Consider the following 23,718-nt stretch of genomic DNA (forward strand, 5'->3'; position numbering starts at 1 on the left):
AGATTTGCCGCGTGGCCGACTGTTGAACACAACGCCGTCCTGGGTCGTATGAGCCGGGCACGAGCAGCGAGAAGCCGGGCGGGGGAATCCCCTGCGCCTGGCTATTGGCGTTTGTTTGGATGCTAAGATTCGCCCCTTCAACACGAGCCGCCTTCCGCGGCTCTTCGGGAGCATCGACGCGATGGCCCACAACCACGGTGACCACGACCACTCGCACGAGCATTCACACGACCACGGTCAGCGCAAGGGCGCGGACCGCATCACGGCCGCGGGGACGAAGGTCTCCGAGAGCGGCGTGGAATGTTGTGCGCACCATGAGATCGAGATCGAGCGGTACATCTTTCTGTACCTGATCGGCGGGGTGCTGCTGGTGACGACGCGCGTCGCCAAGATGCTCTCGGTGACCGACGGCGTCGTCGCGGAGATTCCCGCCGTGATCGGTGCCGTGCTGCTGTCGATCCCGCTGCTGCGTGCGGCGTGGACGGAGATCACGCAGCGTCGCCCATCATCTTCCACGCTTGCGGCGCTCGCGATTCTTGCGGCTCTTGCCGTGAACAAATACGAGGTCGCGGGGTGGCTGGCGTTCATCCTGCTGGTCGCGGATCAGATTTTGCGCCGGACGGCGTGGGGCGCGCGGCGGGCGATTGAGGAACTGGTGCAGTTGACGCCGGACACGGCGCGGCTGGTGATGGACGGGGGCGTGGAGCGCGAGGTTTCGATCGCGGAGGTGAAGGTCGGGCAGACCGTTCGGGTGCGTCCCGGCGAAAACCTGCCGGTGGACGGTCGCATCATCACGGGTCGCTCGACGATCAACCAGGCCTCGCTGACGGGCGAGGCCGCGCCCGCCGAGGTGCAGCCGGGTGATCCGGTCTACGCCGGCACGACGAACCTGACGGGCGGTCTTGATATCACGGTCACGCAGGTCGGTGCAGACACGACGATCGGCAAGGTGACGCAGTTGATCGCCGAGGCCGAGCGATCCAAGAGCCCGAGGCAACTTTTGATCGAGCAGGTGGCGGGCTTCTTCGTGCCTGTCGCGCTGAGCGTCGCTGCGATTGTGTGGTTCCTCTACAGCCAGGACGAGGCAACGAAGGACACCGCCGCGTTGACCGCGGTGACGGTGCTCGTTGTTGCCTGTCCGTCGGCGCTGCTGCTGGCGAGCCCTTCGGCGATGGTGGCGGCGTTCGCTGCTGCGGCGCGTCTGGGCGTGCTCATCAAGCAGACGCACTATCTCGAGGCGGCGAGCAACGTGGACGCGGTCGTCTTTGACAAGACGGGCACGATCACCACCGGCAAGTTCGCGGTCTCGCGCTTGGCCCCCGCGCCGGGTGTTGAGGGTGCGGACCTCTTGAAGGCCGCGGCGAACGGTGAGCAGAACTCGAACCATCCGTTGGCGCTCTCGATTCTCGCGACGGCGAAGGCGGCGCGTGTGCAGGTGGACGGGTCGACGGATTACCACGAGACGCACGGCCGCGGAGCCCGGGCCCGGACGGGCATGGGAGAGATCCACGTCGGCCGCGCGTCGTGGCTGGTTGAATTGAATCCGTCGATCAAGCCCGAGGTGGAGCAGGTCGAGCAGCGGATCGAGGGCATGACGGGCGTGCACGTCATGCTGAATGGAAAGTACATGGGCGCGGTGGGTCTTGAGGACAAGGTCCGTCCGAATGTCCGTGGCGTGATCGCGCGTCTCCGCGAGCTGGGCGTGCGGCAGGTCTGCATCTTCACGGGCGATCGCCTGAGCGTTGCGAAGCGCGTCGGCGTTGCGGTCGGTGCGGACGCCATCGAGGCCGAGTGCCTTCCCGAAGAGAAGCACGAGCAGATCCAGCAACTGGTCAGGGCGGGCGCCCGCACCATGATGATCGGCGATGGCATCAACGACGGGCCGTCGCTCGCCGCGGCCGATGTCGGCGTTGCGATGGGGCTGGGCGGCTCGGACATCGCGGCGAACTCGGCGGGCGTCGCGCTCATGACCGACGAGCTCAACCGCATCCCCTTCATGATCGAGCTGGCGCGGAAGACCCGGGCGATCGTTGCTCAGAACATCGCGGCGTCGCTGGTCATCGTGCTGATCGGGCTCGGGCTCGCGGCGACGGGCAACCTGGCGGTGTGGGGCGCGGGCCTGTATCACTTCGCGGGCGACGTCTTCGTTATCGCCAACAGCTTCCGGCTCTTCCGGTTCGGAGAGAACATTCTCGCTGCGGAAGCCGCGAACGAGCCCCAGGCCAAGCGCCGTGAGGCCAGTATCCGCGGCCTCTCGAACGCTCGCGTCGAGCCGGCCTGAGCGGCTTTGTGTTGCGTCTGGATTGATCCATGAGAGGCCCCCGGCGTCGGGGGCCTCTTTGCGTCTGACCGGGATCCGGCGGTGAGAACGCATATCGTTCTCACCTATGTCAGAACCCAGTGATCGCCCTCGCCATTTCATCCAGCAGATCATCGATGCGGACAACGCCTCTGGGAAGTGGGGCGTGTGGACCGAGCGTGACGCGGGGGATCCCGATGCGCCGGGAGCAGTGGGGGAGCAGGCGCGGGCGCGGCTGGGCAAGCCGCGGGTCCACACGCGGTTTCCGCCGGAGCCCAACGGCTATCTGCACATCGGTCATGCCAAGTCGATCCTGCTGAACTACGGGCTCGCGAAGGAGTTCGGCGGCAGGTTCAATCTCCGCTTCGACGACACCAACCCGGCGAAGGAAGAGCAGGAGTTTGTCGATGCGATCATCCGCGATGTGAGGTGGCTGGGCGCGGACTTTGATCCGAAGACCGGGCCTTACGGGGGCGGACTGTTCTTTGCATCAAACTACTTCGACACGATGTATGCCTACGCGATCGAATTGATCCGGAAGGGAAAGGCGTATGTCTGCGAGCTGTCGCCGGAGGAGGTGAGCAAGCGGCGCGGCACGCCGACGACTCCGGGGACGAGTCCGTTCCGGGATCGCCCCGCTTCGGAGAGCGAACGACTCATCGCGGAGATGAATGAGGGGAAGCACCCGAACGGCGCGATGAGCGTGCGGGCGCGGATCGACATGGGCAGCCCGAACTTCAACCTGCGCGATCCGGTGCTGTATCGGATTGTGCATGAGGAGCACCACAACACGGGGACAAAGTGGTGCATCTATCCGATGTACGACTGGGCCCATGGGTTCGAGGACTCGCTGGAAGGGATCACGCACTCGATCTGCACGCTGGAGTTCGAGAATCACAGGCCGCTGTATGACTGGTTCATCAACTCGGTGAACGAGGGGCGGACGGAGGATGGCAGTGGTCCGTGGGGGAAGAGGATCCATCATCCGCAGCAGATCGAGTTCGCGAAGCTGCTGTTCACGTACATCATCCTGAGCAAGCGGAACCTCCGCCGGATGGTGGAGGAAGGGATGGTGACGGGGTGGGACGATCCGCGGATGCCGACGCTGAGCGGGATCCGACGCCGGGGATACACGCGCGAGTCGTTGCAGGCGTTGACGGAGGATGTGGGCGTCACGAAGTTCGACAGCGTGATCGATGTGCTGCGCCTGGAGAACGCGTGCCGCGAGCATCTGAATAAGGTCGCGCCGCGTCGGATGGCCGTGCTGGATCCGGTGAAGCTGGTCATTACCAACTGGGGCGATGGGGGTGCGAGCGATCGCGTCGAGTGGATGGACGCGGTGAACAACCCGGAGGATGAATCGAAGGGGACGCGCAAGATTCCGTTCACGCGCGAGTTATTCATCGAGCGTGAGGACTTCATGGAAGAGCCGCCGAAGAAGTTCTTCCGGCTCGCGCCCGGCGCGGAGGTGCGCCTGCGGTATGGATATTGGGTGCGGTGTACGGCGGTGAAGAAGGATGCGGCGGGGAAGATCGAGGAGATCCACTGCACGTACGACCCGCTGACGCGGGGCGGGGACAATCCGCCCCCCGGGCCGGACGGCACGGTGCGGAAGGTGAAGGGAACGATCCACTGGGTTTCGGCATCGCCGGAGCACTCGGTGCGAGCGGAGGTTCGGATGTTCGATCGGCTCTTCTCGGCCGAGGAGCCGGGAAAGCGGACGGGCAACTTCGTCGATGACCTCAACCCGAACTCGCTGACCGTGTTGAACGCGGTGCTGGAGCCAGCCCTCGGACGTGTGGGCGATGATGAGCCCGAGTGGGAAGATGGGATCCGGCGTTTCCAGTTCGAGCGTCACGGGTATTTCTGTCTGGACAAGGACTCGGGGGGCACCTCGGGCGGGCTTCTCTTCAACCGGACGGTGCCGCTGAAGGACAGCTGGGGCAAAGAGGCGAAGGGCTGAGCGAGGGCCTGTCGGGGTGTATGCTCTGGCATGGCGCGATTCCTGGGACGCGAACGGATCGACAGCGCGGACCGCGCGATCGCACGCGCGCTGATGCACGCTGGCCATCCGTTCCATCGCATCACGCTGGGGTTGTTCTTCGTCTGGCTGGGCGTGCTGAAGCAGTTCGGCGTGAAGACCGGCTCGTCGCTGCTCGCGCACACGATCTGGATCGGCTCGCCGGAGTTCTGGGTTCCCGCCCTCGGATGGTGGGAGGTGGCGATCGGCTTGTCGCTTATCGTGCGGCCTCTCAACAGGGTCGCGATCCTCCTGCTTCTCATCCGGCTGCCCGGGATCATGCTCGCGTTGGTGCTGAAGCACGATGTCTGTTTCGGGGGGTCGGTGCTCGCGCCAACGCTGGAGGGGCAGTACCTGATCAAGGATCTGATGCTGTTCGGAGCCGCGATGGTGATCGGCGGCGAGGTGCGGAAAGAGACGGATCGGTGACCCCGCCTCACACTCACACCGGCTTGGGGTTCCGCTCCTGGAAGCCGCGCTGGTGCCGGCGGCTGACACGTTGGGGCGGTTAGCGAATCCGGCGCGAGAGATCTCGCGGAGGTGATGCCATCCTGCCCCGGACCGATCGTTCCCTTGTGGTGTCGTCGCGGGCCAATCCTCGTGTACAGCTACTCTTCGGCACGATCTGATTGGCTGCGGTATCCTTACTGCAATGCCTGTCAGGGATCACAACTTCCTCTTCGAGGACTCCTTTCGCCTCACACAGAAGGATCGGGGGGCCTTTTACACGCCAGATGCGGTCGTTCGATCCCTCGTTCGTTGGGCGGTGCGCAGTCCGGCGGATCGGATGCTTGACCCCTCATGCGGAGACGGACGATTCCTCGTTGCTCACCCGAACAGTGTTGGAGTAGAGCAGAACGCAGAGGCATGCGAGTTGATTCACGAACGGGCTCCGGGAAGCCTTATCCATCAAGGCGATTTTTTCGCTTGGGCGAGTGAGACGCGAGAGCGGTTCGATTGCGCTGCGGGAAACCCACCATTCATCCGTTATCAGAAGTTCGCCGGCTCTGTTCGTGACGCGGCCCTTCGGCTCTGTGCGCGGCACGGAGCAAACTTTTCATCGCTCTCCTCATCGTGGGCACCGTTCCTCGTAGCTACGGCCACTCTGCTGCGGCCCGGTGGACGAATGGCTTTCGTACTCCCCGCAGAGGTCGGGCACGCCTCATACTCCCTCCCCGTGCTCGAATACATGCTCGGAAACTTCGAGCGAGTTCAGGTGGTCGCCGTCCGAGACAAGCTTTTTCCTGAACTCTCCGAAGATTGTTGGCTTATCTGCGCAGAGGGCTTTGGAGGCCGAACCGACGAACTGCACCTCACTGCCATGGATCGGTTCCGGTTCATGACAAGACCCCCGCGAGAGTCGCTCCGAATCTCTCGCGAGGAACTCGCAGCATGGTCGGGGCGAATCCGACCGTTCCTAGCCTCCGCCGCAGTTCGGGAGGTCTATCGCCGGCACGTCATCGCGCCCGATTCTCTTCGCTTCGGAAGTGTGGCAAGGGTGGGGATCGGATATGTCACCGGCGCGAATGATTTTTTCCATCTCCGCCCGTCGCGTGCGGAGAGTCTCCGTATCCCTCGCCGCCTGCTTCACCCAGCTGTGCGCAATGGTCGTTCTCTGGCCCCCGGAGACATAACCGAGAAGCGGGTTCAGGAGTGGATCGAAGCCGATGATCCCGTGTACCTCCTCCGAATCCGGCGTGAAGACGAACTCACGCGAGAGGTGAGAAGATACCTCGATTCAGATGAAGCACACGCTGCTCGCGACACTTACAAGTGTCGGAACCGCGATCCGTGGTACGTAGTCCCCGACGTCAAAGTGCCCGATGGATTCCTGTCGTACATGAGCGGTGAGGGACCAACACTTGTGCGAAACCCTGCGGGGTGCGTATGTACGAACTCGGTTCACGCGGTCCACCTCACTGACAGAATCGGCGCAAAGACGCTCGCCCGGCGGTGGCGTTCCCCCCTTACCGCGTTGAGTTGTGAACTTGAAGGGCACCCGCTCGGAGGCGGAATGCTCAAACTCGAACCGGGTGAGGCATCGCGGGTTCTTCTCACGGAACCCGACGCGATCACCCAAGATGAGTCAGAGGTCATCGTGGATGGAATCGCAGAGTTGAAGCACTGGAGGCATTATGGCGGAGCAACGACACTGCGAATGGATCACGTTTAGGGAGGCGCTCCGCGCGTTTGTTCTCAATACTTCCGGCCATCAAGGGCAGTCGCATATCCGCCCGCTCCACCACTACGTCGCGTGCCGACTGGTGGTAGAAGGCGGATTCAACCCTGAAGACATCACGCCCCGACCACCGTTCACTGTTCGCCTCCAACAAGGACGACGCATACTCATCCATGATCCCGCAAGTGCCGGCTCCGGCGAGAGGACGGTCCTCGGAGGTTTGAAGACGAAGGCCGTTGACGTGGTGGTGACAAAGCCCGGCATCGGACCGGTCATGGCGGTGTCGATGAAAGGCACGCTCGGAGCATTCCGCAATCTGACGAACCGCATGGAAGAAGCAATCGGCGATTGCACGAATCTCCATATCTCCTACCCGGCTCTCGTCTACGGCTTCCTGCAGATACTACGAGCGACAAAGCCCGGCGAACGCGTCCCGGCGAATGACGTGTGCCTGACTCCCGAAGGCATGCCGACGGAGTCCATCGTGCGGTATCACGATGTGATTGCTCGGCTGGATGGGCGCGAGGACCTTCGGGAAGAGTCTACGAAGTATGAGGCGGTGGGCCTTGCTCTCGTCATACCCACAGGATCCGATCAAGGATTGGTGCTGCCCACCTTCCCAAGTCTTGATTCGCCGCTCTCCATCGCGTCGTTCTTCCCGCGTCTCTACCGGGCATATGACCTCCGGTTCGTCTTCGCGGCTCCGCAGTTGAAATCCGTGACCGCCAGGCACGTCTGGGCGGAAGACTCGCCCGCGTTTGCTGGGCGTACGTTTGATGAATACCAACCCCGTGTCGGAGACGAACCCGAGCCGGAAGCCGAATCGGACGAGTGATTTCTCGCCGACCGAAAGAAACTTCGCGGCTCCCTCCTACGCCGCCAAGTCTCGAACTCTCTTTCGAACTCTTTGTTCGTGGACTACTCGCGAGAGTCGTCGAGATGGTTCGATAGGCGTGGCTGCTTGGTTCACACCGGCTTCGGGTTCCGCTCCTGGAAGCCGCGCTGGTGCCAGTAGGGGTACGCGGGGATCCGCTCGCTCGCGGCGTCGAGCGTCGCTACCTGCGCGGGCGTCAGGTTCCAGCCGACCGAGCCGAGATTGTCCTTGAGCTGCTTCTCGTTCCGCGCGCCGAGGATGATGTTCGCGACGGTCGGGCGCTGCACGAGCCAGTTGATGGCGACCTGCGGCACGGTCTTGCCGACTTCCTTCGCGACAGACTCGAGCGCATCGACGACTGTGTAGAGGTACTCCTGATCGGGCTGAGGGCCGTTGTCGACGACGAGCTTGCTGTTGAGGCGGCTGTCGGCGGGGAGGGGCGAGCCGCGGCGGATCTTGCCGGTGAGGCGGCCCCAGCCGAGGGGGCTCCAGACGACGCAGCCGACGCCCTGGTCGAGGGCGAGAGGCATCAGCTCCCACTCGTAGTCGCGCCCGATGAGGGAGTAGTACGCCTGGTGGGCGACGTAGCGGGCGAGGCCGTGCTTCTCGGAGTAGGCGAGGGATTTCATGAGGTGCCAGCCGCTGAAGTTCGAGCAGCCGATGTAGCGGATCTTGCCGGCGCGGACGAAATCGTCGAGCGTGCCGAGGACCTCGTCGATCGGGGTCATGGCGTCGAAGCCGTGGAGCTGGTAGAGATCGATGTAGTCGGTGCCGAGTCGCTTGAGACTCGCGTGGACCGCGTTGGTGAGGTGGAAGCGTGAGGAGCCGACGCTGTTGGGCCCGGCCTCTTCGCCACCCATGCGGAAGGTGCCCTTGGTGGAGATGATGGTCTTGTCACGCCGACCCTTGAGCGCAGCGCCGAGGATCTCCTCTGACTGGCCCTGGGAGTAGATGTCGGCGGTGTCGAACATGTTGACGCCGGCCTCGAGGCAGATGTCGACGAGGCGGGTGGCCTCGGCGACATCGGAGGAGCCCCAGGCCTTGAAGAACTCGGTGCCGCCACCGAAGGTGCCGGTGCCGAAGGAGAGAACGGGGACCTTGAGGCCGGAAGAGCCGAGGCGGCGGTATTCCATGGGGGGGCTCCGGGGTGGGGGCATTGGACACTGGGCAGAGGGCAATGGGGAACAGCGTATGGGCGGGGAAGTTATGATGCGGGACGCCACGCAACGTCACGCGGCCGGCCGGGGGCACATCCGATTCGGGGATTGCACGGATGAATCAGATGCGAGTCATGCTGCGTGAAGCACGGCGCGAGGACGTGCCCCGGTTCTTCGAGCACCAGACCGATCCCGAGGGCATGCGCATGGTCGGCTCCGTGCGGACAAACCACCTGGACCGCGACGAGTTCATGGCACGCTGGGATGGGATTCTGGCGAATGACAAGATCATCAAGCGTTCGATCGTGCTGAGGCCCGTGGTGAGCGGGCGCGGTGCGGGCGAGGATGGCGCGGAGGTCGTCGTCGGCAGCATCAACTGCTTCGAGCGTCTGCCCGATCCCGCCCGTCCGTGCACGATCTTTCCCGGTCCGGAGATCGGCTACTGGCTCGGGCGCGAGCACCGGGGGAAGGGGATCGCGAGCGAGGCGGTGCGGCAGTTTGTGGCGGAGGTGCCGCGGCGCCCGCTGTACGCGCGAGCCGCGAGCGACAACGTGGCGTCGATCCGCGTGCTCCAGAACGCGGGGTTCAGGGAGATCGGGCGCGAGATGTTCTTCGCGAACATGCGGGGGCAGGAGATTGAGGAGACGCTGATGGTGGTGGGGGAGGAGCAGTGACGGAGTGGCAGAGGCAAGAAGAGGACTCACCACAGAGGCAAAGAGGGCACGGAGAAGACAAATTGCGAACTCTGTTTGCTGATGTCTTGGTCGGCTCTTTGGAACCCGTCGGCGTCGAGGGCTATGGCTACCGGTGCAGCGACCCGGTTCTAATTGTTGTGGAACCCGCGGAAGGCCTGACGGAGTAGCAGATCGCTCCGAGAGAGGCGGAGGCGATTACCATCTGACATATGCAGGTCTACCCCGACATGAACATCCGATTCCCCGCAGGCAAAGAGAAAGAGTTGGTAGCAGCGATGAGGGTGCTGTGCGGTGCCCTATGGCAGTGGCAAGACAAAGACACGCACGGCAAACCCGTGGAAAGTGGTAGCTTGTACTTTCACCGAGACGCGACGACCGGTCACGTGCCTTGCACTCTGCGCATCTGCAGGCGCGATGCAAATCTGTTTGTCGTCGTCAACATCATCCCTGACAAAACGGGCGACCACATTTCAAAGAGCCAGTATGTAGAGTTGCTCAGAGAGTTCGATGAGCGGATTGCCTGTCCCGCAACCGAGGGCGTCGGCGGAATGACATCGATTGACGCAGAGAAGGAAACGCTCACAGACCATTTTTCCTCAGAAGAGCTACGCTTGCTGAAGCTGTTTTGCAGCTCGTCAAACGCAAGTGATCTCGGAAGCCATCCGAGCGATCAGGAGAAGTGGATGGCATTCCTCATCGCCGTTCATCGCAACGGAAAGAATGTCCACTGCGACACATTTGGGGCGTGTTTGCGATCAGAGCGTTGTTGGCCAGAGCATGGCATTGACCGGCTGGTAAGCGAGTACGACTTTGCAATGCGGTTGTTGCGGCAGAACAAGATGGCTTTGTGAGCGAATTCGGCGTCACAGGGTCAGGATCGCGAAGCTCCCCGCGCTCCATGCTTCTCCGCCGTGTCAATCCGAGCACTACGGCGCAGGGGCTCCGCCCCGCACCCCATTAAGCCATGACGAATCGAACCGAGTCGCGACGTGGTGAGCGGCTGATTCGCGAGCGACTTATGGATTCGGCAGACTCATGTGGAGTTCGTTGTAGGATCTGCCCCCGACGCGGATGGCGTCGGGCTCGGTGCCCCAGTGGACGAAGCCGAGGGAGCGGTAGAGGGCGGCCGCGGCGGTGGAGTTCTCGCTGCACGCGAGCTGGATCGTCGTGACACCGTTCATCGCACGGGCGACCTCGACGGCGCGGGAGACGACGGTGCGGCCGGTGCCGCGGCCTCGGGCGCGGGGCGTGACATAGACACCCCAGATGAGCGCGACGTGGGCACGCTTGGCGCGCTGGTCGTGCACGATGCCGGCAGACGCGACCAGTGCACCCGCGTCATCGAACGCGCCCACGACGTAGCTTCGCGGCGGGTTGATTGAGCCGCGAACGAGGTCGGCGTCTCGCTGCTCACCCGGGCTGCCTGTGAAGGCCCACGGCGAATCGAGCAGCGCCTCGGCGCGTAGAGCAACCAGAGCTTCGATGTCGGGACTCGTCAACGATCGGACCGTGTTCATCCGCGCATCTTATTTCAACGACGCCATGTCGATCACGAAGCGGTACCGCACATCGCTCTTGAGCATGCGCTCGTAGGCGGTGTTGATGTAGTCCATCGGGATCTTCTCGATGTCACTGACGATGTTGTGCGTGCCGCAGAAGTCGAGCATTTCCTGGGTCTCGGCGATTCCGCCGATGAGGGAGCCGGCGATCTTCTTGCGGGGCATGATGAGCCCGAATGCGCCGATCGCCATAGGTGCCGGAGGAACGCCGACGAGTGCGAGCGTGCCGTCGAGCGTGAGCTGGCCGAGCAGGGCGTTGATGTCATGGTCGGCGGAGACGGTGTCGAGGATGATGTCGAAGGAGCCGGCGTGCTTCTGCATCTCGGCCGCGTCCTTCGAGATGATGACCTCGTCTGCGCCGAGACGCTTGCCGTCCTCGATCTTCGAGGGCGATGTGGTAAAGAGCACGGTGTGTGCACCGAAGGCCTTCGCGAACTTCACGCCCATGTGACCCAGACCGCCGAGACCGACGATGCCGACCTTCTTTCCTTTCGCCGCGCCCCATTGACGGAGGGGCGAATAGGTCGTGATGCCGGCGCACAGGAGGGGTGCGGCGGCGGCGGGGTCGAGGTTCTTCGGAACGTGCAGCGTGAACTTCTCATCGACGACGATGTGCTTGGAATAGCCGCCGTGCGTGAACCCGCCCAGGTGCTTGTCCTCACCACCGTATGTGAAGGTTGCGCCCTTTTGGCAGAACTGCTCGAGGTTCTTCTTGCAGCACTCGCACGTGCGGCACGAATCGACGAGACACCCGACGGAGGCGATGTCGCCGGGCTTGAAGCCCTTCACGTTTGAACCGACCTTCGTCACGCGACCGACGATCTCGTGACCGGGGACGACGGGGTAGTTCGCCGTGCCCCATTCGTTCTTGACCCAGTGCAGATCGGAGTGGCAGACGCCGCAGAAAATGATCTCCATGGCGACATCGGTGGGGCCGGGTTCGCGACGGTCAATAGTGAAGGGGGCGAGGGGGCTGGTGGCGGACTGGGCGGCGTAGGCAGCGGACTTGGTGGTGGCGGGCATGGTGGGCTCCGTTGGATCTGTTGTGAGGCGCGCGGATCGGGGCATTCAGCCGGACGGGCATTGTTGGAGGGCTCAGGGTATGAGATGCCGTCACCCCCAACTCGGTGTCGGTGCCGGTTCAGCGTGGTCGAAGCTCGAGCGCATCGCACATCTCTGCGTCGAGCGTGCGTGCACCGGGGGCACCCTCGGCGATGGCGAACCCTCCGACATAGTCCCACATCGCCCAGCCGATGGAGCGTCTGTTGAGCGATTCGGCGAGCGCGCGGGTCCATGCGAGGCGTGAATCGCGCGGGGCGGTGGGCTTGTGGGCTCCGAATTCGCCGCAGTAGATCGGGCGCTTGTGCGTGAGAGCCCATTGGTGGGCACGCTCGATGCACGCGTCGAGGCGATCGGGCGTCCACGGGTCGGAGGTGCCGTCGCGAGCGGACCACCGGAGCGCATCGCGCGAGTCTTTGGGGAACGGCTCGGAGATGCGCTCGAGTTCGGCTCGTCCGGCGGGCCAGGGGATGTCCTTCATCCCCCTCCACGGCGGGAAGCCCCATGTTGCGCCCTGATGCGTGAAGTTGTGCGGCTCGTAGAAGTGGAAGGAGTAGACGATGTTCGGGTCATCGAGGGGCTCAATCGCGAGCAGGCCGTCGATCGAGCCCCAGGATGCGCCGGTGGCGATGATGGTGTGGTCGGGCGCGGCGTCGCGGATCGCGCGGGCGATGTTCGCCTGCGACTCGGCCCAGGCGGCGACCGTGATGTCGTGCGGCTCGTTGACGATCTCTAGGAACGTTCGCTCGGGGTCAAGATCGCGGCACGCCGCGCCGAGCGAGGACCACATCCGTTCGAGCTCACCCATGCGGGCCTCGTGAGTCGGCTCGCCGGGCTTGATCCAGGGCGTGCGGCTCCAGTGGGCGTCGATGATGATGGCAAGCCCCGCGCCGTGGCAGCGCCGGACCGCGTCGAGATACTCGCGGAGTGAGGCGTCGTTCAGTCGATGCTCGGCGCTGTTCCAGAGCCAATCGGGCTCGAAGGGGAATCGCGCGTGCGTGAAGCCGGACGCGACGAGCTGGGCGAGGTCGGCATCGGTGATGAAGGCACGCCGCGCGGCCTCGCCCTGCGCGTGCGGGAACCAGACCCAGTGCGAGAGATTGATGCCTCTCGCAAGGGTGGTGAGGCGAGCGGGGGGAGCGCCGGGCGGACGCGCCGGGGAGTCCATGCGATGGGCGGAGGTCCCGCCTCGGGCAAGCGCGTGAACCCCGACGAGTGAGCCGATGGAAGAGGCGATGAACGTGCGGCGGTCGAGCGTGTAGGCAGCGGTGTGGCACGAACGATCGGAATGCATGCGTGGGAGCGTACCACAGCGTCATAGCAGAGGTGGGATCGGATTCTGTGAGCATTCAACGATCTCTCGTCCTGCCTGTATCAGAGAGGTGGGGGTGCGGGTGAGTGGGCGGAGTATCATGATCGCCCCGGCGATGCAGCCGCGGATCAGGGAGTATCCATCATGTCGCGTTCTCGTTCTCGTGGTCTGGTCGGCATTGTCTGGGGCTTTGTGGCGGTTGCTGGCCTGGGCCTACCCCTCGGCTCGGCGGGCGCGGCCTCCGGCGTGATGGAAGAGCCGGCCCGCGTGCTCGAACCCGGGATGATGGACTTTGAAGAGCGTGTGCTCCGGAATGGGCTGCGCGTGATCACGCTCGAAGACCGCTCCTGCCCCGTCGTGTCGGTGCAGGTCTGGTATCGCGTCGGCTCGAAGGACGAGAACCCCGAGCGGCAGGGCTTCGCCCACATGTTCGAGCACATGATGTTCCGCGGCACCGATCGCCTCGGACCGACGTCTCACTTCGATCTGCTGCGAAAGGTCGGGGGCAACGCCAACGCGTACACCTCGTTCGATCAGACCGTGTACCACCAGACGCTGCCGAGCAACCAGTTGGAACTCGCGCTCTATCTCGAGGCGGAGCGGATGAGCTTCCTCAAGATCGATCAGGACTCGTTCGACACGGAGCGCAAGGTCGTCGAAGAAGAGCGGCGCATGGGGACGAACCAGCCCTACGGGACAGCCCTTGAGCAGGCGCTCCCCGCGCTCTTTGGTGAGCATCCTTACAAGTGGTCGCCGATCGGGCAGATCCCGCACCTGCGGGCCGCGACAGTGCAGGAACTGCGTGACTTCTGGAATCGGTACTACGTTCCCAACAACGCGGTGCTGGTGATCGCCGGCGATATCGAGCACGAGCGTGCGCAGCGGCTGGCTGCGGACTACTTCGGATGGATCCCGAAGGGTGAGGATCCCGCGCGGGTGACGTACAGGGAGCCCCTGCCGACGCAGCCCAGGACGGTGGTGATCCGCGAGGAGAACGCGCCCGCGCCCGTGCTCGGCCTCGCGTACCGGACGGTGCCGATGGGGCACGTGGACTCATGGGCTCTCCAGATGCTGGCGACGATCGTGGGGGGCGGCGAGTCGTCGCGCCTCTATCAGAAGCTCGTCACCGAGCAGAAGAGCGCGGTCTTCGCCGCGGGCGGCGCGCTGTCGCTCGAGCAGGACGGGTTGATCGCGTTCGGCGCGGTGATGGCGCCGTTCGGCGCGAACCCGAAGCGTGTGCGAGACGCCATCGAGGCGGAACTCGCGCGTGTGCGTGAGGAGCTGGTCTCTGAGGATGAGCTGGAGAAGGCCCGCAACCAGATGCTCAAGGGGATGGTGGCCGAGTCGCTGACGGTTGATAGCAAGGCGACCGCGCTCGGCTCCGCTGCGGCGTTGGAGGGGCGGGCCTCGAATGTCAACGATCGGCTCCGGTCGGTGCGCGCGGTGACGCGTGAGGATCTTCGGCGTGTGGCGAACGAGTACATGGATCCGGGCAAGCAGATCACGCTGCAGATCAACCGCAACCTGCTCGGCGCGATCTTCAGCAAGATGAAGAAGGAAGACGAGGCCGAGATCACGGGCGAGCGCGAGGTGGGAGAGCCGATCGTCGGCAGGCCCGGCGTCGTGCGCCCGGAGACGTTCCCGGCTGAGCCGCCCCTTGCGCCGCTGCCCTCGTTCGATCCGACGCCCGTCTATGCGGAGCGTTCGCTCGAGAACGGGCTGCGCCTCTTGATCGTTGAGAATCACGAGGTGCCGTATGTGTCGGTGCAGCTCGGGCTGCACGCCGGCGCGTGGACCGAGACAAAGCCGGGCACGGCCAGCATGGCGACGGGTATGCTGACGAAGGGCACGAAGACACGCGGGCAGAGCCAGATCGCGTCGGAGCTTGAGACCTACGGCATCACGCTCGCGGGCGCGGCGGGGCTCGACAACGCGAACGTGGTCGCGGACTGCATGCCCGAGCATCTCGAACGCGCGATGATGCTCATGGCGGATGTCGTCATGAACCCGACATTCCCCGAGGATGAGTTCGACAAAGCCCGGACGCAGATGATCACCGGGCTCAATATTTCGAGCAACACCCCTGCGTACATCGCGGATCGCGAGTTCCGGAAGCGGCTGTACGGGGCGCATCCCTACGCACGCACCGCGACCGGCGAGGTGTCGGACGTGAACGCCCTGACACGAGCGGATCTTGCCGAATGGTGGGGCACCTTCGCTCGCCCCGATATGGCTGTCCTGATCTTCGCGGGAGACGTGACGCCGGATCGGGCCCAGGCGCTCGCTGCGGGGGCGTTCGGCAACTGGCGGGCGCAGGGCGAGAAGCCCGCGATCACGCTCCCGGAGATTCCTGAGGCGGCCCCGATGAAGATCGTGATCGTCGATCGGCCGGGCTCGGTGCAGTCGGAGATCCGCATCGGGCGTGTCGGGTTCACGAGGCACGATCCGAGATACGCGACGAGCCGCGTCGCGAGTGGTTACTTCGGCGGCGCGTTCAACGCGCGTCTGAACGAGACGATCCGCGTGAAGAAGGGCCTGACCTATGGCGCGCGGGGCGGGTTCAGCTCGTCGCGCTTTGCCGGAGAGTTCTCGGCATCCACGTTCACGAAGACACCCTCAACGGCCGAGACGGTGCAGACGATCTTCGATGAGATCGAGCGGCTGCGGTACGAGGCGCCGAGCGAGAAGGAACTGAACGACACGAAGGCGTACATCACGGGCTCGTTCGTGGGCGCGCGGGAGACGCAGCAGGCCGTTGCGGGGGATCTCTGGCTGATGGAGTCGTCCGGGCTTGGTCGTGACTACTTCAAGAGCATGCTCGGGGGCGTGGCCGGGACGAGCGCGGAGGACTGCACGAGACTGGCGCAGGAGATGATCGACCCGGCCCGGCTTGTCGTGGTCGTGACCGGCGATGCATCGCAGATCAAAGAATCGCTTGAGAAGATCGGCCCGGTCGAGGTGGTGAAGGCGAGGGAGTAAGACCGAGACGAGAGCCGCAAACCCATGCCGAAAGCAACGGCCCCCGCATGACGCGAGGGCCGTTGGTCTTTCGTGCGCTCACACAACACGAAGTTCTGGATGCTCCAGCCGCGGCGGGTTCGGTCTCGCGGGATCAGCGACGGCGACGGGTTGCCATGAGCCCCATGCCGGCCAGGGCGAGCACCGCCGTGCCCGGCGCAGGAATCTCACCGTTGAAGCCGCCGCTCGGGTTCCAGTTCACCTGTCCGCCGCCCGTCAGCGAGCCGACGATCAGGTTGCCGGTCACGAGGCCGGAGGAGAAGTGCGTCGCGGCGTTCGGGGCGAGGATGCTGACCTTGTGGTCACCGCCCGATAGGTTGAATGTGGTCGCCTCGTTCAGGTTCAGCAGTGTCGATGAGCCGGACGCGCCATCGGCGTAGGTCCAGGTCTTCGAGCCGAAGGAGACGGTTTCACCGAGCAGGTTGATGACGACCGTGCCAGCGCCGGAGATCTTGATGCCCCATGCGGACGCGAGGTCCGCAGCGGCGATGTCAACAACCGTCAGCGGGCCGGACGCTGTGATCTGCAACTCGCCCCACAGGTTGGTCGCCGTGGCGCTCGGCGCGAGAGATGCGGCGTAGTTCGAGATGCTCAGGAACTGGTCGGAGACATCGAAGACGTTGATGGTGGGGGTGTAGGGTGCGTTCTCGCTCAGCGTGCCGAGGACAGTGACGGCGGGGCCGACGGTCTTGATACCTCCGAGGGAGACGGGCCCGTTGAGGGAGCCGCCCAGGCCGGAGAGATTGCCACCCGCGAAGACGGGTCCGTTGATCGACGCGTGGTTCATGACGACGTTGCCGGCGACCTCGATGCCGTGGTTGGTGACCGCGCCGGAGAGGGTGAAGTTGCCGCCGCCGTAGTACGCGCGGGCGAGCGAGGGGGACGCGCTCGGCACATCCTTGAGACTGAAGCCGCTGAACCACGCTGAACCCACCGAGCCGGCGGAGCCCTGGAAGTCAGAGCCGTAGCCGGAGCCGGCGGTGCCGATCGTTGAGCGGCTGAAGACGTTGAAGTCCCAGATGTTGATGGGATCGGCGTTGGCGATGCCGGCGCCGGCGAACAACACGGCCGCGGCAGAGGCGGCTTGAACGAACGAATTGGAACGCATTGTCTTGTCTCTCCCGACTCAAAGTGGACCTATGTGACCTCGTGAGGCGGTCTCTCTACGCATCACGAACGAAAGGGACTGTTCCAATTGAGTACGCGAGAAGCAAGCGATACGCCGCAAAGAGGCGCGACATCCATGGAATCGCCCTGATCGCAGCGGAACTTATTGGACGTTGAAGGTCCGATCACGAGGTCTCCGGCCATGCGCGTGCGATGGCGGGCTACTCCGGAGGTCTGCCGGAGAGATCCAGATACAGGTTGACCGCAACACGAGTTCGTTCGTGATCGGGTCCATAGTGCAACGTGAGGTGCTCGGACGCGAGCCGCGCATGGGGCAGGGCCTCTTCCGGGCGTCCTGCATCCTTGAGTGCGAGCGCGAGCGATTGTCTGACCTGCGCAGTGAACCAGTGTGTGTCGCCGTGAACGCGGATCGAGTCTGGGAGAAGGGCGGCGTGCGCCGCGACCGCTGCTTCGAGCTGCCCGCTGAGGTAGAGGGAGTTGGCGATGCCGTACCTGCTGGAGTGGGTGTCGAGCGTGTCCGCGCCGAGCACGCGTTGCTGGGCGTCGAATGTCGTGCGGTAGAGCTCGAGCGCGCGGTCGTGGTTGCCGAGCTTGTTCTCAAGACCCGCGAGGTTTCCTCGGATCGAGAGCACACCGTGGCTCTCGGCGGGAAGATGGATCGTCGCGAGCCGCTCAGCGCGACGCAGGTACACCACTGCCTCGGACTCGCGCCTCAGGTCGAGCAGCGTCGCGCCGATATTGTTGCTCAACCCGAGCGGGATGATCGGTGCCACACTCGGCAGCGCCTCGGCGATATCCAGGGCCTCGATCAGCATCGACAGCGAACGCTCGGTGTCCCCGACCCGGTCGTATGCGAGCGCGAGGTTCGCTGCGGTCACCAGGACGTAGTCGTCGGTCTCGCCGAGGAGGCGCTTTCGCCCTTCCAATGACCGCGTCAATGCCGCGACGGATTCGCGACCCATGTCCAGCGACTCGTACGCGACGCCGAGGTCGTTCAGCATGCGATACAACCACGGGTCATCCGGTCCGAGCTCCCGCTCTGCGATGGGGAGCAACTCCTCAAGATCCGCCCTGCAACGCCTGAAGTCCTGCGCCTTGCACGCGAGAGAGGCGATGACGATCCTGCTGCGCAGCAGGTTCTTTCGGTCGTGGTTCGGAATAGCCGCGCTGAGTTCGAGCGAGCGCTCGAGGTGGACCCGCGCCTTGTCGAGCGCGTCGAGTTCCGAGTACGACATCCCGAGCGTCGCGTGGATCGCAGCGGCGATATCCGGGCGGCTGCCGAGACGCTGGTCGATCTTCGACGCGGCCTTGTCGAGCGACTCGAGCACCGTGATGCTCGCGCCCTCCTTGAACGGAGAGGCCTGAGCAAGGATGTCGTCGTTGAGAAACCGATTCACCTCGGCGAGGGCCTCGGTCTGTCTGACCGCTTCGGTGCGTTGGCGATCGGCCTCGAGAAATCCGAGCCAGAGACCGAGAAAGCCGAGTGTGATCGCCGCGCAGGCCACACCGAGTGAGAGCACGAGGCCCTTGCGTCGGCGGGCGAATGAAACGGCTCGGTATCTGATCGTCGGCGGTCTCGCTTCGATCGGTTCGGATCGAAGAATGCGAGACAGGTCCTGCGCAAAGTCGGAAACCGTCGCGTAGCGTCGCTCGGCGCTCTTCTCAAGCGACCGCGCCAGCACGCAGTCGAGATCATCGAGCAGCCACCGCGGCGGGTGATCGGAGCCGAAGCGATCCTGATCGCGGGCTCTCACGCGGCTGACCGGTTCCGGCACCTCGTCCTGGATCCGCCGAAGCACATCGAGCATCGCGCCCCCCGTCGGGACCGGTGGACGGCCGCAGGCGAGTTCATACAGAACCGCTCCCAATGCGTACACATCGGCCCTCGTGTCGATGGGCCCTCCCGATGCCTGCTCAGGAGCCATGTACGCAGGTGTGCCGATCGGAAGTCCGAGTGTCTGGGGCGTTGATTCGCCGAAGAGCTCGGGGATCGGCTTGGCGATGCCGAAATCGAGCACCCGCGGCGTGTTGCGCCCGCCCGACCTCGCGACGAGGATGTTCGCCGGCTTGAGATCGCGATGGATCACACCTCGCTGGTGCGCGTGCTGAACGGCGTCGGCCACCGCCAGCATCAGATCGATTCGCTCGCGAAGGTCGAGGGCGTGTCTCCGGCAGTGCTCGGTGATCGCCACACCCTCGACATAATCCATGACAAGATACGGCAGGCCCTCGGCGGTTCGCCCCGCGTCGAGGATCCGCGCGATGTTCGGATGATCGGTCTTCTCCAGGGCGCGACGCTCGAACTCAAAGCGTGCCGCAAGCTCCTGGCTGATTGCCGCGTGCGGCACGATCTTGATCGCCACGCGCCGCCGCACCGGCTCGTGCTGCTCGGCGAGGAGCACGAGCCCGCTCCCACCCGAGCCGATGCGGTCGAGGATGCGATAAGGCCCGATGCTCTCGGGCAACCCGGCGGGGCGAGGAGAGCCCCCGTTGGACGAGCCGACGGTCTCGGAATCCGCTGGATCGACGGTCGGCGCATCCGTGCCGCACGCGTGCGAGGTGTCGTCATGCGCAAGCAGCGAGCGAACCTCGTCGGCGAGTGCTTTGTTCTCTTGTGCCAGCATGTCGAGCTCGCCGGGGCGTGCCTCGCGCCTTAGCGCGCGGATGCGGACGAACTCGTCGGAGACACGCTGGTGGAACTCGCGAACGTTCATGGAGAAGTCGCTCCCGGAGACGAGCGCGCGGGTCCGGCGTCGTCGCCGCCGAGTTCGCGACGCAGCCACGCGCGGGCGACCGTCCAGTCTGCTTCGACGGTGCGCTTGGAGACACCGAGCGTCGAAGCGATCTGGTCCATCGTCATCCCGCCGAGGATTCGCAGCGTCACCACCTCCGCCTGTCTCTCGCTCAGGTCGCGGAGGCGATCCAGCGCGGCACGCACCCTCTCGAACTCGATTGGCGCGGGCGGCTTCGAGGTGAGGTCCGCTGCGATATCCGAACTCAACTCCAGATGCAGAGCCCCGCCGCCACGCTTGTCCGCGTTGTGGGCTCTGGCATGATCGATGAGCACCTGCTTCAGGACGCGTGCCGCGATCGCGATGCGTTGCGTCTGAGGGATTCCTTCTAGCCCACCGGCCATCAGGCGCACGCACGCCTCGTTCACCAGGGCTGTCGGTTGGAGGGTGTGGTCGCGCCTCTCTCGCGCGAACATTCGTTCCGCGGCGTTCCGCAGCTCCGCGTAGAGCGTCTCGGTCACTGCATTCTTCTTCGACGCTGGCGGCGAGCCATCGGTGCCCTGCTGGGGTTGCTCGGCCCTCATCTCGGCTCCGTTCTCCCCACCGGGCTCGCGAATCGACTGCGGATCCGCCGCTCGGCTCCGCATATTAGGGTGCGAAAGCAGTGTACCTCCGGTTCTGGCAGGAGGACGCTGTGCTCTTGCCAACCCTGTACGAGGGCCGGATGCTGTGCGGCCCTCGCTGGGTGCGGTGCCGTGTGAATCGGACCCGGGCCGCGTGTGTTTCCCCGAGGACCCCTCTGCGAATCCCTCCTCTCTTGAGGGGCCGCGGCTCGGGACCGGTCACGATCATCAATCGGGCTACGCTCCGTGTTCTGGCGGCTCTTCCGCGCCGCACAGCCCGGAGTCAATGACGTGCTTCTGAGCGCCCGCGACATCTCAAGAACCCACGGCCTGCAAACGCTCTTCCGTGGCGTTTCGATGAGTGTCGCATCCGGTGATCGAGTCGGACTTATCGGCCCCAACGGCGCGGGGAAGAGCACCCTCCTGAAACTCCTGGCGGGAGAGGATCAGCCGGATGAGGGCACCATCACCCGGGCCAAGGGGCTGCGGGCGGTCACGATCGCGCAGCAGGATGTGTTCCCCGATGGGTGGACCGCGATGCGCGTGGTTGTTGATGCAGCGGAACATGGCGTGAATGTCGCCGCGATGGACCATCACGAGGCCGAGATCCTGGCCGAGACGATCCTCGATCGCGTCGGATTCGATGCCGCCCATGCCGGCACGGCGGCGATGGACCTCTCCGGTGGGTGGAAGAAGCGGCTCTCGATCGCGCGCGGGCTGGCGCGTGCGGCGGGCGAGCCCGATCTGCTCTTGCTCGACGAGCCGACGAACCACCTCGACCTTGCGGGCATCGCGTGGCTCGAAGATCTGCTGCTCTCTCCCGGACCGAGCGGCGCGCGATTCGCGTCGATCTTCGTCACGCATGACCGCTCGTTCCTCGAGCGCGTCGCCACACGCGTCGTCGAGCTCAGCGCGGCGTACCCGCTCGGCACGCTCTCCGTGGACGGAAACTACACGTCATTCCTCCGTCGGAAGGAGGAGTTTCTTGAGGGGCAGGCCGCGGCGGAGCGGTCGATGGCCAACCAGGTCCGGCAGGATCTCGCGTGGCTCCATCGCGGGGCCAAGGCGCGACGCACGAAGGCCAAGAGCAGGATCGAGTCCAGCCATCAGCGGATCGACGAGCTGGCGGAGATCAAGTCGCGCAACACCGCGGCGGCTGGCGCGGCGGCACGCGTCGACTTCAACGCGACGGATCGCAAGACCCGCAAGCTGATCTCGGCCCGAGGCGTCGCGAAGTCGCTCGGCGGACGCAGACTCTTCCAGAACCTCGACGTCGATCTCGGCGCGGGTGATTGCCTCGGGCTGCTCGGCCCGAACGGCAGCGGCAAGACAACACTGATCCGCGTGCTCACCGGCGAACTCGCGCCCGATGCCGGAAGCGTCGTGCGAGCGGAGCCCCCGCCTCGCGTTGTTGTATTCAGCCAGCATCGCAGAGACTTCGAGCCGACAACGCTCTTGCGCGACGCCATCTGCCCTGTGAGCGATCAGGTTCGCTTCAGAGGCCAGGCGATGCACATCACCGCGTGGTCGAGGCGATTTCTGTTCAAGGACTCTCAGCTCGCCCAGCCGGTCAGCACGCTGAGCGGCGGCGAACTCGCCCGCATCCACATCGCGAGGATCATGCTCGAACCTGCGGACGTGCTCGTGCTCGACGAGCCGACGAACGATCTTGATATTCCGACACTCGAAGCACTCGAAGAAGCGCTCGAAGACTTCCCCGGCGCGCTCCTGCTCGTCACCCACGATCGCGCGATGCTCGATCGACTGGCGTCCGAGGTCCTCGCGCTCGACGGACGCGGCGGACACGCGATCGTCGCCAGCGTCGATCAGGCCGTCGCGCTCGAGCGCAAGGCGGCTGCAACCTCGGTCACATCGCCCGAGCCGGCGCGATCGTCGTCGCCGCAGGCGCAGCAGAACGCCGAGGACGCGCCACAGTCGTCCCGACAGGCGCAGAGTCCACGCAAGAAACTGAGTTACAACGAGCAGCGCGAGTACGACACCATGGAAGAGCGGATCGGCCAAGCCGAGGCGCGGGTGTCACGCGCGGAAGCGGCAGTGAATGATCCGGTGATCGCGAGCGACCACGCCCGGATGGCCGCGGCATGCGACGAACTGGGCGCGGCGCAGCAGGCCGTCGCGGCTCTCTACACCCGATGGGAAGAGCTGGAATCGAAACAGGCCTGAGCGTGTGATCGAGCGACGCGGGGGCCGCCTGAAGCGCTTACTTCGAGCCGCCCTCTTTCTTGACGAGCACGTACTTGGACTTCCACTTGCGGCTGCTGCCCTTGCGCTTCTTGGTCGCCCAGCGGATCTTCTTCTTCACCATCTCAGCCATTGGAACTGCTCCAGCGTGATCGTTCAAGAGTCGGCACCGGCCGAACCACGTGTTCTGCGTGCCGCTCGCGTGCGCTATACCAGGGGTGGATGGTATCGCTCTTCGCGTCGCCGATCGAGATGATGGTCTGCTGATCAAAGAAACAGAGCCGGGGCCCGCAAAGGCCCCGGCTCGTTGAGTGCTATGCGAGTGTCCGGGTTGGATCACCAGCGGCCGCGACCGCCGCCGCCGCCACCACCACCGCCGAAGCCGCCCCGTCCGCCGCCACCACCGCCGAAACCACCACGACCGCCGCCGCCACCCTCGCGGGGCTTGGCCTCGTTCACGGTGAGATCGCGGCCATCGACGCTGCTGCCGTTGAGGGCGTTCATCGCGGCCCGGGCCTGATCGTCATCGCTCATCTCGACGAAGCCGAAACCGCGCGGGCGGCCGGTCTCGCGATCCATGACGAGCGACGCCGAGGTCACGGAGCCGTGCGCCTCGAAAAGCTGACGAAGCTGAGACTCGGATGTATTGAAAGAGAGATTGCCGACATAGATCTTCATGCGTTTCTACCTTGCCCGAAAGTGTGGATGACCGGTGCTTGAACTCGGGCAAGAGAAGCGTCGGAGACCCCGGCTCCTCGCCCACGAGTTGGGCGAGACCGATGCCGATTGTCGGAGTATAGGAACCATGCCCCGCTCGGGGCGAGAGAATCCACAGGATTATCAGCGACCGCCTTCCGGGCT

General features: G+C 64.7%; 17 protein-coding genes. 9 read left to right on the top strand and 8 right to left on the bottom strand.

Annotation, left to right across the window (positions count from 1 at the left end; translation table 11 throughout):
- Positions 1-181 precede the first annotated feature (181 nt).
- From KF838_15240 to KF838_15260, 5 genes are all read left to right on the top strand, one after another.
- Positions 182-2,281: a cation-translocating P-type ATPase gene (locus tag KF838_15240; protein QYK48133.1), complete on the top strand. Its 2,100-nt coding sequence runs from the start codon at positions 182-184 to the stop codon at positions 2,279-2,281.
- A 106-nt stretch (positions 2,282-2,387) separates the two neighbouring features.
- A complete protein-coding gene (locus tag KF838_15245; GenBank protein QYK48134.1) occupies positions 2,388-4,262 on the top strand; it encodes a glutamine--tRNA ligase/YqeY domain fusion protein in 1,875 nt (624 codons plus the stop codon).
- A 30-nt stretch (positions 4,263-4,292) separates the two neighbouring features.
- Positions 4,293-4,748 carry a hypothetical protein gene (locus tag KF838_15250; GenBank protein QYK48135.1) on the top strand — a complete coding sequence of 152 codons (456 nt, stop codon included), beginning with the start codon at positions 4,293-4,295 and terminating at the stop codon, positions 4,746-4,748.
- A 223-nt stretch (positions 4,749-4,971) separates the two neighbouring features.
- Positions 4,972-6,492: an SAM-dependent DNA methyltransferase gene (locus tag KF838_15255; protein QYK48136.1), complete on the top strand. Its 1,521-nt coding sequence runs from the start codon at positions 4,972-4,974 to the stop codon at positions 6,490-6,492.
- A gap of 226 nt (positions 6,493-6,718) precedes the next feature.
- A complete protein-coding gene (locus tag KF838_15260; protein ID QYK48137.1) occupies positions 6,719-7,333 on the top strand; it encodes a hypothetical protein in 615 nt (204 codons plus the stop codon).
- Between the two features lie 131 nt (positions 7,334-7,464).
- Here the strand turns inward: KF838_15260 and KF838_15265 are convergent, their stop codons facing one another.
- Positions 7,465-8,505 carry an aldo/keto reductase gene (locus tag KF838_15265; GenBank protein ID QYK48138.1) on the bottom strand — a complete coding sequence of 347 codons (1,041 nt, stop codon included), beginning with the start codon at positions 8,503-8,505 and terminating at the stop codon, positions 7,465-7,467.
- Between the two features lie 140 nt (positions 8,506-8,645).
- Here KF838_15265 and KF838_15270 point away from each other — a divergent pair, with 140 nt between their 5' ends.
- Both KF838_15270 and KF838_15275 read left to right on the top strand, forming a co-directional pair.
- Entirely contained in the window at positions 8,646-9,203 is a 558-nt protein-coding gene (locus KF838_15270) for a GNAT family N-acetyltransferase (GenBank protein ID QYK48139.1), read from the top strand.
- 230 nt (positions 9,204-9,433) lie between these two features.
- On the top strand, positions 9,434-10,075 hold the full coding sequence (locus tag KF838_15275; GenBank protein QYK48140.1) for a hypothetical protein: 642 nt from the start codon (positions 9,434-9,436) through the stop codon (positions 10,073-10,075).
- A gap of 165 nt (positions 10,076-10,240) precedes the next feature.
- Here the strand turns inward: KF838_15275 and KF838_15280 are convergent, their stop codons facing one another.
- The 3 genes from KF838_15280 to KF838_15290 form a co-directional block, all read right to left on the bottom strand.
- Positions 10,241-10,741 (bottom strand): GNAT family N-acetyltransferase, encoded by a 501-nt coding sequence (locus tag KF838_15280; protein QYK48141.1) that lies wholly within the window; start codon positions 10,739-10,741, stop codon positions 10,241-10,243.
- Positions 10,742-10,750: 9 nt separating this feature from the next.
- Positions 10,751-11,806: an NAD(P)-dependent alcohol dehydrogenase gene (locus tag KF838_15285; protein ID QYK48142.1), complete on the bottom strand. Its 1,056-nt coding sequence runs from the start codon at positions 11,804-11,806 to the stop codon at positions 10,751-10,753.
- A gap of 118 nt (positions 11,807-11,924) precedes the next feature.
- Positions 11,925-13,136 (bottom strand): cellulase family glycosylhydrolase, encoded by a 1,212-nt coding sequence (locus tag KF838_15290; protein ID QYK48143.1) that lies wholly within the window; start codon positions 13,134-13,136, stop codon positions 11,925-11,927.
- 162 nt (positions 13,137-13,298) lie between these two features.
- On the opposite strand from KF838_15290, the gene KF838_15295 reads away from it, so the two are divergent.
- A complete protein-coding gene (locus tag KF838_15295) occupies positions 13,299-16,133 on the top strand; it encodes an insulinase family protein (GenBank protein ID QYK48144.1) in 2,835 nt (944 codons plus the stop codon).
- Positions 16,134-16,266: 133 nt separating this feature from the next.
- Here the strand turns inward: KF838_15295 and KF838_15300 are convergent, their stop codons facing one another.
- The 3 genes from KF838_15300 to KF838_15310 all read right to left on the bottom strand — a co-directional run bounded on the left by KF838_15300 (position 16,267) and on the right by KF838_15310 (position 20,616).
- Complete coding sequence (locus tag KF838_15300; protein QYK48145.1) at positions 16,267-17,280, bottom strand: choice-of-anchor A family protein; 1,014 nt, start codon at positions 17,278-17,280, stop codon at positions 16,267-16,269.
- A gap of 220 nt (positions 17,281-17,500) precedes the next feature.
- A complete protein-coding gene (locus KF838_15305) occupies positions 17,501-20,014 on the bottom strand; it encodes a serine/threonine protein kinase (GenBank protein QYK48146.1) in 2,514 nt (837 codons plus the stop codon).
- Positions 20,011-20,616 (bottom strand): sigma-70 family RNA polymerase sigma factor, encoded by a 606-nt coding sequence (locus KF838_15310; protein ID QYK48147.1) that lies wholly within the window; start codon positions 20,614-20,616, stop codon positions 20,011-20,013. Before KF838_15310 ends, KF838_15305 begins: the two co-directional genes overlap by 4 nt.
- A gap of 330 nt (positions 20,617-20,946) precedes the next feature.
- On the opposite strand from KF838_15310, the gene KF838_15315 reads away from it, so the two are divergent.
- On the top strand, positions 20,947-22,839 hold the full coding sequence (locus tag KF838_15315) for an ABC-F family ATP-binding cassette domain-containing protein (GenBank protein QYK48148.1): 1,893 nt from the start codon (positions 20,947-20,949) through the stop codon (positions 22,837-22,839).
- A gap of 354 nt (positions 22,840-23,193) precedes the next feature.
- Here the strand turns inward: KF838_15315 and KF838_15320 are convergent, their stop codons facing one another.
- Positions 23,194-23,535: an RNA-binding protein gene (locus KF838_15320; GenBank protein ID QYK48149.1), complete on the bottom strand. Its 342-nt coding sequence runs from the start codon at positions 23,533-23,535 to the stop codon at positions 23,194-23,196.
- Positions 23,536-23,718: the final 183 nt, after the last annotated feature.

Source organism: Phycisphaeraceae bacterium, assembly GCA_019454185.1.
Lineage (GTDB): Bacteria > Planctomycetota > Phycisphaerae > Phycisphaerales > UBA1924 > JAHBWV01.

Bases quoted from the DNA above. Each gene is read 5' to 3' on its own strand.
- KF838_15240 (QYK48133.1), top strand. From the start codon at position 182: ATGGCCCACAACCACGGTGACCACGACCACTCGCACGAGCATTCACAC.
- KF838_15245 (QYK48134.1), top strand. From the start codon at position 2,388: ATGTCAGAACCCAGTGATCGCCCTCGCCATTTCATCCAGCAGATCATC.
- KF838_15250 (QYK48135.1), top strand. From the start codon at position 4,293: ATGGCGCGATTCCTGGGACGCGAACGGATCGACAGCGCGGACCGCGCG.
- KF838_15255 (QYK48136.1), top strand. From the start codon at position 4,972: ATGCCTGTCAGGGATCACAACTTCCTCTTCGAGGACTCCTTTCGCCTC.
- KF838_15265 (QYK48138.1), bottom strand. From the start codon at position 8,505: ATGGAATACCGCCGCCTCGGCTCTTCCGGCCTCAAGGTCCCCGTTCTC.
- KF838_15270 (QYK48139.1), top strand. From the start codon at position 8,646: ATGAATCAGATGCGAGTCATGCTGCGTGAAGCACGGCGCGAGGACGTG.
- KF838_15275 (QYK48140.1), top strand. From the start codon at position 9,434: ATGCAGGTCTACCCCGACATGAACATCCGATTCCCCGCAGGCAAAGAG.
- KF838_15280 (QYK48141.1), bottom strand. From the start codon at position 10,741: ATGAACACGGTCCGATCGTTGACGAGTCCCGACATCGAAGCTCTGGTT.
- KF838_15285 (QYK48142.1), bottom strand. From the start codon at position 11,806: ATGCCCGCCACCACCAAGTCCGCTGCCTACGCCGCCCAGTCCGCCACC.
- KF838_15290 (QYK48143.1), bottom strand. From the start codon at position 13,136: ATGCATTCCGATCGTTCGTGCCACACCGCTGCCTACACGCTCGACCGC.
- KF838_15295 (QYK48144.1), top strand. From the start codon at position 13,299: ATGTCGCGTTCTCGTTCTCGTGGTCTGGTCGGCATTGTCTGGGGCTTT.
- KF838_15300 (QYK48145.1), bottom strand. From the start codon at position 17,280: ATGCGTTCCAATTCGTTCGTTCAAGCCGCCTCTGCCGCGGCCGTGTTG.
- KF838_15305 (QYK48146.1), bottom strand. From the start codon at position 20,014: ATGAACGTTCGCGAGTTCCACCAGCGTGTCTCCGACGAGTTCGTCCGC.
- KF838_15310 (QYK48147.1), bottom strand. From the start codon at position 20,616: ATGAGGGCCGAGCAACCCCAGCAGGGCACCGATGGCTCGCCGCCAGCG.
- KF838_15320 (QYK48149.1), bottom strand. From the start codon at position 23,535: ATGAAGATCTATGTCGGCAATCTCTCTTTCAATACATCCGAGTCTCAG.